At 70.2% G+C, this 15,129-nt stretch carries 13 protein-coding genes; 2 read left to right on the top strand and 11 right to left on the bottom strand.

Annotated elements, in window-relative coordinates; genetic code table 11:
- Positions 1–2: 2 nt before the first annotated feature.
- The 6 genes from ACXYX3_RS09685 to rimP form a co-directional block, all read right to left on the bottom strand.
- On the bottom strand, positions 3–995 hold the full coding sequence (locus tag ACXYX3_RS09685) for a DHH family phosphoesterase (protein WP_458611544.1): 993 nt from the start codon (positions 993–995) through the stop codon (positions 3–5).
- Positions 976–1,491, bottom strand: a complete 516-nt coding sequence (gene rbfA / locus ACXYX3_RS09680; protein WP_241207119.1) for a 30S ribosome-binding factor RbfA — start codon at positions 1,489–1,491, stop codon at positions 976–978. Before rbfA ends, ACXYX3_RS09685 begins: the two co-directional genes overlap by 20 nt.
- Positions 1,491–4,304 carry a translation initiation factor IF-2 gene (gene infB / locus ACXYX3_RS09675; protein WP_458611543.1) on the bottom strand — a complete coding sequence of 938 codons (2,814 nt, stop codon included), beginning with the start codon at positions 4,302–4,304 and terminating at the stop codon, positions 1,491–1,493. The genes rbfA and infB overlap by 1 nt, the downstream gene beginning before the upstream one ends.
- A 78-nt stretch (positions 4,305–4,382) precedes the next feature.
- Entirely contained in the window at positions 4,383–4,673 is a 291-nt protein-coding gene (locus tag ACXYX3_RS09670; RefSeq protein ID WP_241207986.1) for a YlxR family protein, read from the bottom strand.
- Positions 4,674–4,835: 162 nt separating this feature from the next.
- Positions 4,836–5,882, bottom strand: a complete 1,047-nt coding sequence (gene nusA / locus ACXYX3_RS09665) for a transcription termination factor NusA (RefSeq protein WP_241207985.1) — start codon at positions 5,880–5,882, stop codon at positions 4,836–4,838.
- Entirely contained in the window at positions 5,879–6,412 is a 534-nt protein-coding gene (gene rimP / locus ACXYX3_RS09660) for a ribosome maturation factor RimP (protein ID WP_458611542.1), read from the bottom strand. Before rimP ends, nusA begins: the two co-directional genes overlap by 4 nt.
- 123 nt (positions 6,413–6,535) lie before the next feature.
- Between rimP and ACXYX3_RS09655 the strand changes: the two genes are divergently transcribed.
- A complete protein-coding gene (locus ACXYX3_RS09655) occupies positions 6,536–7,096 on the top strand; it encodes a hypothetical protein (RefSeq protein WP_458611541.1) in 561 nt (186 codons plus the stop codon).
- Positions 7,093–7,563 carry a ferritin-like domain-containing protein gene (locus tag ACXYX3_RS09650; protein WP_458611540.1) on the top strand — a complete coding sequence of 157 codons (471 nt, stop codon included), beginning with the start codon at positions 7,093–7,095 and terminating at the stop codon, positions 7,561–7,563. Before ACXYX3_RS09655 ends, ACXYX3_RS09650 begins: the two co-directional genes overlap by 4 nt.
- 4 nt (positions 7,564–7,567) lie before the next feature.
- On the opposite strand, the gene ACXYX3_RS09645 is transcribed toward ACXYX3_RS09650, so the two are convergent.
- The 5 genes from ACXYX3_RS09645 to ACXYX3_RS09625 all read right to left on the bottom strand — a co-directional run bounded on the left by ACXYX3_RS09645 (position 7,568) and on the right by ACXYX3_RS09625 (position 15,113).
- Complete coding sequence (locus ACXYX3_RS09645) at positions 7,568–9,310, bottom strand: proline--tRNA ligase (RefSeq protein ID WP_458611539.1); 1,743 nt, start codon at positions 9,308–9,310, stop codon at positions 7,568–7,570.
- A 22-nt stretch (positions 9,311–9,332) separates the two neighbouring features.
- A complete protein-coding gene (locus ACXYX3_RS09640; RefSeq protein WP_241204191.1) occupies positions 9,333–10,802 on the bottom strand; it encodes an MFS transporter in 1,470 nt (489 codons plus the stop codon).
- A gap of 109 nt (positions 10,803–10,911) precedes the next feature.
- A complete protein-coding gene (locus tag ACXYX3_RS09635; protein WP_374238343.1) occupies positions 10,912–12,366 on the bottom strand; it encodes an MFS transporter in 1,455 nt (484 codons plus the stop codon).
- Between the two features lie 183 nt (positions 12,367–12,549).
- Positions 12,550–13,746, bottom strand: coding sequence for a uroporphyrinogen-III C-methyltransferase (cobA, locus tag ACXYX3_RS09630; protein WP_458611538.1), 1,197 nt, complete (start codon positions 13,744–13,746; stop codon positions 12,550–12,552).
- Positions 13,743–15,113: a cobyrinate a,c-diamide synthase gene (locus ACXYX3_RS09625; RefSeq protein ID WP_458611537.1), complete on the bottom strand. Its 1,371-nt coding sequence runs from the start codon at positions 15,111–15,113 to the stop codon at positions 13,743–13,745. The genes cobA and ACXYX3_RS09625 overlap by 4 nt, the downstream gene beginning before the upstream one ends.
- Between the last annotated feature and the right edge of the window lie 16 nt (positions 15,114–15,129).

The following is a 15,129-nucleotide window of genomic DNA, read 5'->3' as shown; positions in this document are numbered from 1 at the left end:
AGTCAGCCAAGAACCCTGCGCAGCGCCGCCACGACATCCTCGGCGCTGCCCGTCGCCGAGAAACCCGCGGCCAACCGGTGACCGCCGCCGCCGAACGTGGCGGCGACGGTCGCGACATCGCGTGCCTTCGACCGCATCGACACCGACCACTGCGCCGGCCGGATCTCCTTGAACACCGCTGCCACCTCGGCCTCCTGCGTGGTGCGCACGATGTCGACGATGCTCTCCACCTCTTCGGGCCGGGCGTCGTTCCATTCCTGATGCGACACCACGGCGTAGACGAAGCCGAGCCCGTCGCAGGCCTCGGGAACCAGCTGCGCAGTGCCCAGCACGCGCGACAGCATCGGCAGCCACGCGAACGGGTGCGTGTCCATCAACGCGCGACTCACCGAAACGTTGTCGACACCGAGCTCGACCAGCCGCGCGGCCAGCCGCAACGCCCGGGCACTGGCCCAGCGGAACGATCCGGTGTCGGTGGTCAGGCCCGCGTAGACGCAGTGCGCGACGGCCTCGTCGATCGGTCGACCCCAGGCGTCGAGCAGATCCGCGACCAGCATGGTGGTCGAATCCGCGGTCTCGTCGACGAAATTGGCGGTACCGAACAGCTGGTTGCTGGCGTGATGATCGATGACCAGCACCGGTCGGTCGCCGGCCACCAGATCCGACAGTGCCCCGAGCCGGTTGACACTGGGCACATCGACGGTGACGACCAGGTCGACGTCGTGGCGCAGTTCGTCGGGCGCCACGAGGAGCCCGCAACCGGGTAGCGACCGCAGCGAGTCGGGAAGGTCCTCCGGTTCGGCGAAGGTCACCTGCACGCTGGTACCGGCCCGGTCGAGCACCAGGGCCAGCGCCAGACCCGCACCCACCGTGTCGGCATCCGGATGGACGTGGCAGAGCACGCTGACCGAGCCGGCCGCCGAGAGCAATTCCGCGGCGCCTCGGGCGTCGACCCGGGCACCGGTCATCAACGCGTCAGTGGTCGTGTCTGTCATCGAGCGTGTCGAAGTCACCGGTGTCCTCAGCGTCCGCCTCGTCTGGCCCCCGGCCCTCGTCCTCCGCCCCGGTTACACGGTACGGGTCGACATCGCCTGCGTGCTTGGCACCTTCGCGAACTCTCGCCAAATCCTCATCCGCGGCGCGCGCCCGAGCCAGCAGCTCCTCCATCCGGTGGGCCGCGTCGGGAACGGTGTCCCGTTCGAACGCCAGCGTCGGGGTGAAGCGCACCCCGAGCGAGGCCCCGACCTTGGTGCGGAGCACGCCCCTGGCGCTGTCCAGCGCCGCGGCCGCACCGCCGTAGTCGGGTTCCTCGTCCAGCGAACGCCCGATGACCGTGTAGTACAGCGTGGCGTCGTGCAGGTCGTTGGTGACCTTGGCATCGGTGATGGTCACCCCGGCGAGCCGGGGATCCTTGATCTCGTATTCGATCGCCGAGGCGACCACCGTGGAGATGCGTTTGGCCAGCCGCTTCGCCCGTGCGGGATCAGCCATTACGTGCGTGCCTTCTCGACCAGTTCGTAGGTCTCGATGACGTCGCCTTCCTTGATGTCGGAGTAGGTCAGCGTCAGACCGCACTCGTAGCCTTCGCGGACCTCGGTGGCGTCGTCCTTCTCCCGCTTGAGCGACGAGATCGTGAGGTTCTCGGCGACCACGACGTTGTCGCGCAGCAGCCGCGCCTTGGCGTTGCGGCGCATGATGCCCGACTGCACGAGGCAGCCCGCGATGTTGCCCACCTTCGACGACCGGAAGATCGCCCGGATCTCGGCGCGGCCGAGTTCCTTCTCCTCGTAGATCGGCTTGAGCATGCCCTTGAGCGCGCTCTCGATCTCGTCGATGGCCTGGTAGATCACCGAGTAGTACCGGATCTCCACACCTTCGCGGTTGGCCAGCTCGGTCGCTTTGCCCTCGGCCCGGACGTTGAACCCGATGATGATCGCGTCCGACGCCGACGCCAGGTTGACGTTGGTCTCGGTGACGCCACCGACGCCGCGGTCGATGACGCGCAGCTCCACCTCGTCGTCGACCTGGATACCGAGCAGGGCCTCCTCCAGCGCCTCCACGGTGCCGGAGTTGTCGCCCTTGAGGATCAGGTTCAGCTGGCTGGTTTCCTTCAGCGCCGAATCCAGATCTTCCAGGCTGATCCGCTTGCGAGAGCGGGCCGCCAACGCGTTGCGCTTGCGCGCGCTGCGCCGGTCGGCGATCTGTCGGGCGATGCGGTCTTCGTCGACGACGAGGAAGTTGTCGCCGGCACCGGGCACCGACGTGAAGCCGATGACCTGGACCGGTCGCGACGGCAGCGCCGCCTCGACGTCCTCGCCGTGCTCGTCGACCATCCGGCGCACACGACCGTAGGCGTCGCCGGCCACCACCGAGTCACCGACGTGCAAGGTGCCGCGCTGGATGAGCACGGTCGCCACCGGTCCTCGACCGCGGTCCAGGTGAGCCTCGATCGCCACACCCTGGGCTTCCATGTCCGGATTGGCCCGCAGGTCCAGCGACGCGTCGGCGGTCAGGATGACCGCTTCCAGCAGCGCCTCGATGTTCGTGCCCGCCTTGGCGGAGATGTCGACGAACATCGTGTCGCCGCCGTACTCCTCCGGCACCAGGCCGTACTCGGTCAGCTGACCGCGGATCTTGGCCGGGTCGGCGCCTTCCTTGTCGATCTTGTTGACCGCCACGACGATCGGCACGTCGGCCGCCTGCGCGTGGTTGACCGCCTCCACCGTCTGCGGCATGACGCCGTCGTCGGCCGCGACCACGAGGATCGCGATGTCGGTGGCCTTGGCACCGCGGGCACGCATGGCGGTGAACGCCTCGTGACCCGGGGTGTCGATGAACGTGATCGGCCGCTCGGAGCCGTCGAGATCGACGGTCACCTGGTAGGCACCGATGTGCTGGGTGATGCCGCCGGCCTCGCCCTCGCGCACCGTCGCGTCTCGGATCGTGTCGAGCAGTCGCGTCTTGCCGTGGTCGACGTGACCCATGACGGTGACCACCGGCGGCCGGACCTCGAGGTCCTCCTCGCCACCCTCGTCCTCGCCATAGGTGAGGTCGAACGACTCGAGCAACTCGCGGTCCTCGTCCTCCGGGGAGACGACCTGAACGACGTAGTTCATCTCGCCGCCCAGCAGTTCGAGCGTCGAGTCGTCCACCGACTGCGTGGCCGTGACCATCTCGCCGAGGTTGAACAGCGCCTGCACCAGCGACGCCGGGTTGGCGTTGATCTTGTCGGCGAAGTCGCTCAGCGATGCGCCGCGCGCCAACCGGATGGTCTCGCCGTTGCCGTGCGGCAACCGCACGCCGCCGACGACGGGGGCCTGCATGTTCTCGTATTCGGCCCTCTTCGCGCGCTTGCTCTTGCGACCGCGCTTGGGGGCACCGCCGGGACGACCGAACGCACCTGCCGCGCCTCCGCGCTGGCCGGGGCGTCCGCCACCGCCGCCGGGGCGTCCGCGGAAGCCGCCACCGGCACCGCCGCCACCGCCGGGGCCGCCGCCGCGGTAGTTACCGCCGCCACCGCCGCCACCGGGACGACCGACGCCACCGGGCGCCGGGCGCGGGCCACCGCCGGGGCGGGGACCGCCGCCGGGTCGGGGTCCGCCACCAGGGCGCGGGCCCTGCGGACGGGGAGGCATGTTGCCGGGCGATGCGCCGGGCCGGGGGCCGCCACCGGGGCGAGGACCGCCGGCGCCGGGACCCGGCCGAGGACCGCCGGGACCGGCCTGGGGCCGGGGTGCGGGCCGTTCGACCGGCTGCTGGGACGAGAAGGGGTTGTTGCCGACACGCGGCGTGCGCGCGGCGGGCTTGGGGGCGCCGGGGCGCGGGCCACCGGGGCCCGGCCGCGGGCCCGGCGTGGGTCCGGGTGTCGGGCCGGGGCGCGGGGGCGCAGACGGCCCCGATGCTGAAGACGCTGCAGAGGCCGCCGCCGGCGGAGCCTGCGTCGGCTGCGCAGCGGCCGGGGGCGCGCTCGGGGCGGGGGCCGAGGGCGCCGCAGGGGCGGCGGGGGTGGGCGGCTGCGCAGCGGCGGGCGCCGATGGCCGGGGACCGGGTTTCGGACCGGGCTTGGCCGGTGCAGCTGCGCCGTTGCCGGCACTACCGTTGCCGGCGCTGCTACCGCTGCTCGCCGCTCCGGAGGTGGACTTGGAGCCGCCGAACGACTCCCTCAATCGGCGGGCGACGGGCGCCTCCACCGTGGACGATGCCGACTTGACGAACTCACCTTGTTCGCTCAGCCGAGCCAGAACTTGCTTACTGGTGACACCGAGTTCCTTCGCCAACTCGTGCACGCGGGCCTTACCTGCCACTACATCTCCTGTCTGAGAGGCGACAGCGGTGGTAGGCGCCGCGCCTCGGGTTAGCTATGACGCATGGTCATCGGGACTTCACGGTGTGCTCATGTTCTTCGCTACCTGTTCTCTTGCCCGGGGCGTCTCGAGCGTCTCGAATTCGGCGAAACGCTCGACCACCGCGGTGATGTCCGGTGAACCGGCGATCCGGAGCGCTCGGCCGAAGGCCCGCCGGCGAACCGCCTCGCGTAGACATCCTGGATCGGGATGCAGCCATGCACCCCGCCCCGGAAGACTCTTCGCCGCGTCAACGGTCACAGCCCTGGTGTCATTCCCAGAACCCTGCCCGCCGTGAACGGCGACGATCCGAAGCAGATCGACGGCCAACTCTCGTCGTCGGCATCCGATGCAGGTCCGCACCGGTCCCCCGGAGGGGGTGTCGCTGCTTTTCCGCATCCGAGCCGACGTCTCGCGCTGGATCACAGCTGAGTCTACCGTCACGACGTCGTCGAAAAGAAAATCGGTCCGCTGCAGCGCGCGGGGCGGCCGCTACTGCTGACCGTCCGCGCGGGCCGCGTCGGGCCGCCGGTCGGCGCGACCGGTGTCGGATGCCGCGTCGTCGCTGCGGATGTCGATGCGCCACCCGGTCAGCCGCGCCGCCAATCGTGCGTTCTGGCCTTCCTTGCCGATGGCCAGCGAGAGTTGGAAGTCCGGCACGATGACGCGCGCCGCCTTGGCCGCTTCGTCGATCACCGTCACCGACACGACCTTGGCCGGTGACAGCGCGTTGGCGACGAATTTCGCCGGGTCCGCGTCGTAGTCGATGATGTCGATCTTCTCGCCGGACAGTTCGCTCATCACGTTGCGCACCCGCTGGCCCATCGGCCCGATGCAGGCGCCCTTGGCGTTGAGTCCGGGCGTCCGAGACGCCACCGCGATCTTGCTGCGGTGACCCGCCTCGCGTGCCACGGCCACGATGTCCACCGAGCCGTCGGCGATCTCGGGAACCTCCAGGGAGAACAGCTTGCGGACCAGGTTCGGGTGGGTACGTGAGAGCGTGATCACCGGTTCCCGCGCCCCGCGAGACACCCCGACGACGTAGCACCGCAGCCGGTCGCCGTGTTCGTAGCTCTCGCCGGGCACCTGCTCGGCGGCGGGGATCACGCCCTCGGAGCCCTTGGTCTCGCTGCCGATCCGCACGACGACCAATCCGCGGGCGTTGGCTCTGGCGTCGCGTTGGATCACGCCGGCCACGATGTCGCCCTCGCGCGCAGAGAACTCGCCGTAGTTCTTCTCGTTCTCGGCGTCACGCAGTCGCTGCAGGATCACCTGCCGGGCCGTGGTCGCCGCGATCCGGCCGAAACCCTCGGGCGTGTCGTCCCATTCGTGGAGCACGTTGCCGTCGGCGTCGGTCTGCCGGGCCATCACCTTGACCACACCGGTCTTGCGGTCGACGTCGATGCGGGCGTCGGCCTCGTGCCCCTCGGTGTGCCGGTAGGCCGTCAGCAGTGCCGATTTGATGGTCTCGACGACCACATCGACAGAGATCCCCTTGTCGGCCTCGATCGCGTGCAGCGCGGCCATGTCGATGTTCATGGTTCACTGTGCCTTCCGGTCTGCCCCGCCAGCTCCAGCTCGCGCGGACTCGGTGGTGAGAATTCGACCTGCACAACAGCTTTGGTGATCTGCTCGCGTGCGACCTGACGTACCGACAGCGCGCGGCGGGGCCCTTCTCGCATCACGACGTCGACGGTCGCGCCGTGCAGCTCGCCCAGCCGGCCGGTGAGCGTGGAGCCGTCGGACAGGGTCAGCTCCACCATGCGGCCCTGGGCGCGGCGGTAGTGCGTGTCGGTGCTCAGCGGTCGGTCCACCCCTGGCGAGGTGACCTCCAGCACGTAGGCCTGCGTGTCGAGATCGTCGAGAATCCCCGAGGCGGTCCGGGACAGTTCGGCGATGGCGTCGAGGTCGAGCCCCTCGTCGCCGTCGGCGACCACCGTCACCCGGGGCGGGCGTGCCGCTGCATCTATGACGACGTCCTCGATGTCGTACCCGGCGCGCGCGAACTCCTCGGCGAGCAGATCGATCACCTGTCGCTGCGACGGCAATCCTGCGTACCGCTCCGCCACGGTGAGCTCCTCGTCTTGAGTTGTCTCTCGAACTGGTCGAACGGCACCCTACGATACGCCAGGCGGGCGATCCGAATAACGAAAGCGCCGCTTACGCGGGCCGTATCTGCTGCACTCGCCGCCATGTCGATCCCGGTCGACCCCGGCCTCGATGGCAGGATGTGGCACGTGCCGAGCCGCCCGCCGACCCTGCGCCGTCGTGAGGTGCTGGCCGGACTCGTCCTGCTGCCCGCCGTCGCGGCGGCCGCCTGCGGCGCACCGCCGCCTCCGCCGGAGCTCGACGACCTGACCACCGCGCTCGACCGGGCGCGGGCGGACAGCCGACTTGCCGAGCAGGCCTCCGCCGCGGTGCGCGGCCGATCCGCGGCGACCCTGACCGAGATCGCCGCTCTGCGCACCGCGCATGCTCAGGCGTTGTCCGACGAGATCGTTCGCCTCACCGGCCAGGAGGCGCCCGGGCCGGGCGTGACGGTGACGACGTCGGCGAGCCCGGCCGCGGGCGCCCCCGAGCCACCGCCGCCGAACGCCGACGACGTCGTCGGTGCGTTGCGCGCGTCGGCCGACAGCGCCTCGCACTCCGCGGCCGCGCTGTCCGGCTACCGCGCCGGGTTGCTGGCCTCGATCGCCGCAGCCTGCACGGCCGCCTACACCGTGGCCCTGGCCTCCCCCGGCGGTGACCGGTGACCTCTCCCACGCCGGCTCCGACCACCCGCCCCACCGATCCCGCGCTGGGCGCGTTGTTCGACGCCGTCGCCGTCGAACACGCGACGATCTACGGATACGGCCTGGTCTCGGCGCACTCCACCCCGGAGGACAACAGCCTGGTCGCCGATGCGATGGCCGAACACCGCGCGCGGCGCGAAGCCGCGATGACGCTGCTCGAAGACGCCGGGGGCGCCGTCCCGCTGCCGGCGGCGGGGTATTCGATGCCGTCGGAGGTCGACACTCCCATCCAGGCCGCGAAGCTCGCGGTGCGCATGGAGCAGGACGCGGCGACCGCGTGGCGGGCGGTCGTCGAGCAGGCGACCGACGAGACGGTGCGCGCGTTCGGCGTGGCCGCGATGCTGGAAACCGCGGTCACCGCCGCGCGGTGGCGCGGCGTCGCCGGGACGACACCGGTCACGGTGCCGTTTCCCGGCGGTACCGAGTGAGCCACTAGCGGATCGCGCCGAGGATCTCCTCGGTCGCCGACGCCGCGGGGACGTCGCGCTTGTCGCCGCTGAACCGGTCCCGCAGTTCCACGACGCCGTCGGCCCAGCCGCGGCCCACCACGACGATCCACGGCACGCCCAGCAACTCGGCGTCCTTGAACTTCACCCCCGGCGACGCGGTGCGGTCGTCGAGGAGCACGTCGACGCCGAGCCGATCGAGATCGGCGGCCAGCTCGGTCGCCCCGGCGCGCGCCTCGGCGTCCTTGTTGGCGATCACCACGTGCACGTCGAAAGGCGACACCGATGACGGCCACCGCAGCCCGAGCTCGTCGTGCTGCTGCTCGGCGATCACCGCCACCAGCCGCGACACCCCGATCCCGTAGCTGCCCATCGTCAGGCGCACCGGCTTGCCGTCCTCGCCGAGCACGTCGGCGGTGAACGCGTCGGCGTACTTGCGGCCGAGCTGGAAGACGTGGCCGATCTCGATCCCGCGGGCCGCCACCAGCGGGCCCGCGCCATCGGGCGAGGGATCCCCTTCGCGCACTTCGGCGGCCTCGATCGTGCCGTCGGCGACGAAATCCCGGCCCGCGACCAGATCGACGACGTGCTTGCCCGTCTCGTCCGCGCCGGTGATCCATGCGGTGCCGTCCACCACACGGGGATCGACGAGGTAGCGAACTCCGTTGGCCAGCAGGCCTTTCGGGCCGATGTAGCCCTTCTTCAAGAAGGGATACTTCGCGAAGTCCGCGTCGTCGAGCATCGCGAACTCGGCCGGCTCCAGCGCCGCGCCGAGGCGCTTCTCGTCGACCTCGCGGTCACCGGGCACGCCGACGGCCAGTAGCTCCCAGTCACCGCCGGGCACACGGGTTTTCATCAGCACGTTCTTCAACGTGTCCGCCGCGGTGACCGTGCGGCCCAGATCGGCGCTGTTGGCCCAGTCCACCAGCGTGGCGATCGTCGGGGTCTCTCCGGTCTCGTAGACGGTCGCCTCCGGCAGCCCGTCGAACGGGATCGACTCCGGGACAGCGGTGATGACGGCCTCCACGTTGGCGGCGTAACCGGATTCCCGACAGCGCACGTAGGTGTCCTCGCCGACCTCACTTTCGGCCAGGAACTCCTCCGACGCGCTGCCGCCCATGGCGCCCGAGACCGCGGAGACGATCACGTAGCGCACGGCGAGACGGGCGAAGATCCGCTGATACGCCTCGCGGTGGGCGTGGTAGGCGTTCTTGAGTCCGTCGTCGTCGATGTCGAACGAGTACGAGTCCTTCATCAGGAACTCGCGCCCGCGCAGGATGCCGGCACGCGGGCGCGCCTCGTCGCGGTACTTGTTCTGGATCTGGAACAGGATGAGCGGGAAGTCCTTGTACGACGAGTACTCACCCTTGACCGTGAGGGTGAACATCTCCTCATGGGTGGGGCCGAGCAGGTAATCGTTGTCGCGCCGATCCTGCAGCCGGAACAGCGTGTCGCCGTATTCGGTCCAGCGGTTGGTCGTTTCGTACGGCGCCCGCGGCAGCAGCGCGGGGAACAGGATCTCCTGTCCCCCAATGGCGTTCATCTCCTCGCGGACGATCGCCTCGATCTTGCGGAGCACTCTGAGTCCGAGGGGCAGCCAGCTGTACAGCCCGGGGCCGACGGGCCGCACATAGCCGGCCCTGATCAGCAGCTTGTGGCTCGGCACTTCGGCGTCGGCCGGGTCGTCGCGCAGGGTGCGCAGGAACAGCTCGGACATGCGGGTGATCACAGCCGACCACCTTATGCGATGCCTAGAGCTCCCCCGCCTCCACAGCTTCCCTGGTCTCGCGGGCCCGGGCGATGTCGCGCGCGGAGTAGCCGATGAACAGCGCCGCGACACCGACGAGGATCGCGATCGCGGCCACCCACAGCAGCGCATACGTGTAGCCGTGGCCCAGCGCGTCGAGCTGCGCGGGCGTCATGTTCTTCACCGGGCCCGTGGTGCCACCCAGGTACAGGGTCCGGGACACCTGCACGGCCTGGACCACCACGAGAACCAGTGGGCCACCGAGGTTGAACACCATCAGCGTGACCGACGACAGCGAGCCGATCCGGCGGGCCGGCACGTTGGCCAGCAGGCACAGCGGCAGGATCACCGAGATCACGCCGATGCCGAGACCGCCGACCACCACGGGCACGAACAGATCCGGGAAGTACGGCACCGACCGGTCCAGCGTGGACCCGTAGAGCATGGCCAGCAGCACCAGCACGCCGCCGCCGAGGATCACCCAGCGCGGCGCGATGCGGGGTGCGACATAGGTGGCGATCACGTTTCCGACGACGAAGGCCGCCGCGAAGGGCAGGAAGCTGATGCCCGCCCGCAACGGCGAGTAACCGAGGACGTCCTGGACGAGGAGCCCGATCATCACCGACAGCGTCAGCATGACGCCGCCGGCCAGGAAGTACGCCACGAACGAGGCGACGCGGTGCCGGTTGTCGAAGATCGACAGCGGTACGAGCGGATTGTCGGCGCCGCGCTCGTCCAGCACGAAAGCGATGGAGAACACCACGGCGGCCACCGCGGCGCCGATCACCCACGGGTCGGCCCAACCCAGAGCCGGGCCCTGCGTGAACACCAGCACCGCCGACGTGCAGGCGAGTGTGGCCAGCAGCGCGCCGGTGATGTCGAGCTTGATCCGCTCGAGGTGGGTCTCGGCGAGCCGGAACACCGTGATCGCGATGATCACCAGCCCGATCGGCACGTTGACCAGGAACGCCAGGCGCCACGAGATACCCGTGACCGCACCACCGAGGACCAACCCGAGCACAGAGCCCAGCCCCTGCATGGCGGCGGAGACGGCCAGGGCCCGGTTGCGCGGCTCTCCGACGGCGTAGGTGGTGGCGATGAGCGCCAGACCCGTCGGGGCCGCCACCGCCGCGCCGATGCCCTGCAGCGCGCGGGCGATGACCAGCGTGGCTTCGTCATTGGCCAGCCCGCAGATCAGCGAGGCGATCGTGAACACCCCGACCCCGGACAGGAACGCCCGTTTGTGGCCGATGGCGTCACCGATGCGGCCGCCGAGCAGGAGCAGCCCGCCGAAGGCGAGCACGTAGGCGGTGATCACCCAGCTCTTGCCCGCATCGGAGAGACCGAGGTCGGCCTGCATGCGCGGCAGCGCCACGATCACGATGGTCCCGTCGAGGGTGGCCATCAGCTGCATGCCGGTGATCGCGACGATCGCGATGCCCAACGAGGACGCCAGCGGGGCCCGGGAGGACATGGTTCGCCACCCTACCGGTGGGCGATTTCGGCGTGCTCATCGTCGCTGGGCGCAGACGATCACGCCGAAACCGGTGTCGAGCTAAAGCTCTCTACTGCCCGATGTCGAGCTAGAGCTCTCCGGCGTCGATCGCGTCCTTGACTTCCTGCGCGTGCGCCACCTGCTCGGCCGTGTACCGGATGAACAGCGCCACCGCACCGACCACCACCGCGACGGCGGCCACCCACAGCAGGCCGTAGGTGTAGCCCTGGTCGAGAGCGTGCAGCTGCGCGGGGTTCATGTCCTTGACCGGGCCGTTGGTGCCGCCCAGGTACAGCGTGCGCGAGGTGATGACGGCCTGGATGATCGCGAGCACGACGGGTCCGCCCAGGTTCTGCAGCATCAGAGCGATCGCCGACACCGGACCGATCTGGTCGAAGCCGACCCCGGCGATCGCCGAGATCATCAGCGGGACCACGATCATGCCGATCCCGAAACCGCCGACGGTGATCGGCAGCACCAGGTTCGGGAAGTACGGGATGTTGGCGTCCAGGGTCGAGCCGTAAATCATCGCGGCCAGGACCAGCACGCCGCCGCCGATGACCAGGATGCGCGGCTGGAACTTCGACACCAGCGCCGAGGAGACCCCCAGGCCGATGCCCAGCGCGATGACGAACGGGATGAAGCCGATGCCCGCCCGCAGCGCGCTGTAGCCCATGATGTCCTGCACGTAGAGCCCGATGAGGACGGTCAGGGTGAACATCACGCCACCGGCGAGGAAGACCGCGGCGAAGGTGGCGACGCGGTTGCTCTCGCGGAACAACTCGAACGGCACGACGGGGTTCTCCGCGGTGCGCTCGACCCACAGGAAGGCCAGTCCGCAGCCCATGGCCACGATGCCGGAGCCGATCGTGATGGGTGACACCCAGCCGGCCTCGGGGCCCATCGAGAACGCGAACACCGCGGCGGTGCACCCCAGCGTCGCCAGCAGCGCGCCGGTGGCGTCGAGCTTGAGGCGCTCACGGTTGGTTTCGCGCAGTGTGGTGCGGGCCAGGTAGATCATCAGCAGCCCCACCGGCACGTTGACCAGGAACGCCAACCGCCACGAGACCTCGGTCAGGGCTCCGCCGACCACCAGGCCCGTCACCGAGCCGACACCGGTCATCGCGGCGAACACCGCGGTCGCGGCGTTGCGGGCCGGGCCCTTCGGGAACGTCGTGGCGATCAATGCGAGCGCGGTCGGTGAGGCGATCGCGGCGCCGACACCCTGCAGCAGGCGGGCGATCACCAGCGTGGCCTCGTCCCAGGCGATACCGCAGAGGATCGAGGCGATGGTGAACAGCGCCACGCCCACGATGAACGTCCGCTTGCGGCCGATGGTGTCGCCGAGGCGGCCACCCAGGAGCATCAGGCCGCCGAAGGTCAGCACGTAGGCGGTGATCACCCAGCTGCGACCGGCGTCGGAGAGGCTCAGCTCGTCCTGGATCTTGGGCAGGGCGACGATCGCGACCGTGCTGTCCATCGTGGCGAGCAGTTGCATACCGCCGATGGCGACGACGGCGGCGATGAACCGCCTCGACGGCATCCAGGCCGGAGTCTTGGGGAATCGCGAGCCGGCGGCTCCGTCCGCAGCCGCCCTGATCCGGGCCGGCGCGGCCCGATTGGCGCCCCGCTGTCCCTTGCCTTCAGCATCCCGAGAGATGGCGGCACGCTCTGCGTCATTGAGAGCCGTCATAACGAGTTACCTTACAGTACTCTTAATATCTCTTTAAGCCGCGAAGGCCGCCACAGCACCGATCACGATGATCGCAGGGGGTCGAATCCCCTCCGATCGGATGCGCTCGGGCGCCTCGGCGAGGGTCGACCGCAAACTCCGCTGCGCCGACGTCGTCCCGTGCTGCACCACAAGCACCGGTGTATCCGCAGGTCGGCCGCCTTCGAGGAGCACCTTCGCGAAAAGCTCGATGCGTTCGACGGCCATCAGCAAAACAATCGTGCCGTGCAGCGCGGCGAGCGCATCCCAATTCACTAACGATTCGGGGTGATCCGGCGCCACATGGCCGCTGACCACCACGAATTCGTGCGTCATCGCCCGGTGGGTGACCGGAACACCCGCCAGCGCGGGCACTGCTATGGCACTGGTCACACCGGGCACGATCGTCACCGGAATGCCGGCATCGGCACACGCGATCACCTCTTCGTAGCCGCGCGCGAACACGAACGGGTCGCCCCCCTTGAGGCGGACCACGAACTTGCCCTGCTTCGCCCGGTCGACGAGGACGTCGTTGATCGCGTCCTGGGCCATCGCACGGCCGTACGGGATCTTGGCGGCGTCGATGACCTCGACGTCCGGGGACAGCTCGGCGAGCAGGTCCTGCGGCGCGAGCCGATCGGCCACCACGACGTCGGCATGCGCGAGCAACCGGCGACCGCGCACGGTGATCAGCTCCGGGTCGCCCGGGCCTCCGCCGACGAGTGCCACCCCGCCGGCGACCACACCGGGTGCGTCGGCGGTGATCACACCTTGCTGCAACGCCTCGTGGATCGCCGAGCGGATGGCCGCCGACCGGCGGTGCTCACCGCCGGCCAGCACACCCACCGAGAGGCCCTCGTACTCGAACGTCGCCGGGGTGACGGCGGTGCCCTCCACTGCGATGTCGGCGCGCACGCAGAACACGCGGCGGCTTTCGGCCTCCTCGACGATGGCGGCATTGACGTCGGGATCATCGGTGGCCGCGATCACATACCACGCGCCGTCGAGATCCCCGTCACGAAAAGGCCGCAGCGTCAGCGTGATTCCGTCGATCGCTTCGACCGCGGGGGTGGCTTGCGTGGTGATGACGTGCACGTCGGCGCCGGAGGCCACCAGGAGGGGCAGGCGGCGCTGGGCGACCCCGCCGCCGCCCACCACGACGACCTTCTTGCCAGCCAGGCGCAGGCCCACCAGATAGGCGTTGTCGGTCACCCGGCGAGCTTAGAGTGTGCCGCCGCACGCACGAAGCGGGCGATCGCTTCGGGGTGGGCCGCCGGATGGGTGTGCAGATAGCCCGCGTGCACCCCGGCCCGGACGACGCCGTCGTCGACCATCGCGCCCGCCCGCCCCCGGTACCGCCAGGCCGGCTGCCGCGTGGGCCCGTAATGCATTGCGGTGCGGTGGAATTCATGCCCGACGATCCGATCGCCGAGGTGATGAAGCGAGGAGTCGGCGACGGCCACGGCGTCGCGGTATCCGAGGGTGAGTGACGGCGTGAACGACGCCGAACCGCCGATCACGCCGCACATGGGATGCCCGTCGAGGTCGTCGGCCAGGTAGGTCAGTCCGGCGCACTCGGCCTGGATTGGGGTGCCCGAATGGGCCAGCGCGGCGATCTGCTCGCGCACGGCGCGGTTCGCGGAGAGCTCGGGGCCGCACTCCTCCGGGAAACCGCCGGGGATGACGACGGCCGCGGTATGCGCGGGCAGCGGGTCGGTGAGGGGGTCGAAGGTGACGACGTCTGCGCCTGCCGCGCTGAGCAGTTCGGTGTGTTCGGCGTAGTTGAAGGTGAAGGCGCGGCCCGCGGCCAGGGCGACGGTCACGGGCGCCCCGGTGGGTTCGCCGATGTGCGGGGTCCACGGGTCGCCCCCGACGTCGCTGCGGGCGGCCGAGACGACGGCGGCGAGGTCGACGTGCCGAGCGACCAGGTCAGCCATCGCGTCGACGGCCGACCGGGCCCGCCCGCCGTGTTCGACCGCAGTGACCAGCCCGAGGTGGCGCGACGGGACCGCGAGCTCGTCGGTCCGCGGGACGGCGCCCAGCACGGCGATCCTGGCCTGCTCGCAGCCCTGCCGCAGCACCGCCTCATGGCGGGCCGACCCCACGCGGTTCAGGATCACGCCGACCAGGCGCACCGAACTGTCGAAGGTGGCGAAGCCGTGCACCAGCGCGCCGACGCTGTGGCTCTGACCGCGGGCGTCGACGACGAGGATCACCGGGGTCCCGAGCAATCCCGCCACGTGAGCGGTGGAGCCGCGGGCGGCCCCGGCGGCCGGGGCGTCGCTGATGCGCCCGTCGAACAGGCCCATCACGCCTTCGACGACCGCGATGTCGGCGTCGGCGCTGCCGTGACGGTAGAGCGGGCCGATGAGGTGGTCACCGACGAGCACGGGATCGAGGTTGCGGCCCGGCCGCCCCGCGGCCAGCCCGTGATACCCCGGGTCGATGAAGTCCGGGCCGACCTTGAACGGCGCGACCGCGTGTCCGGCCCGCCGCAGCGCACCGATGAGCCCGGTCGCGATCGTCGTCTTCCCGCTGCCCGAAGACGGCGCGGCGATGACGATCCCCGGCGTGCTCACGACCCGGTTCCCTGAG

Source organism: Mycobacterium sp. Panama NTM2 (assembly GCF_054355555.1).
This window is presented reverse-complemented; position numbering and strand designations above follow the sequence as displayed.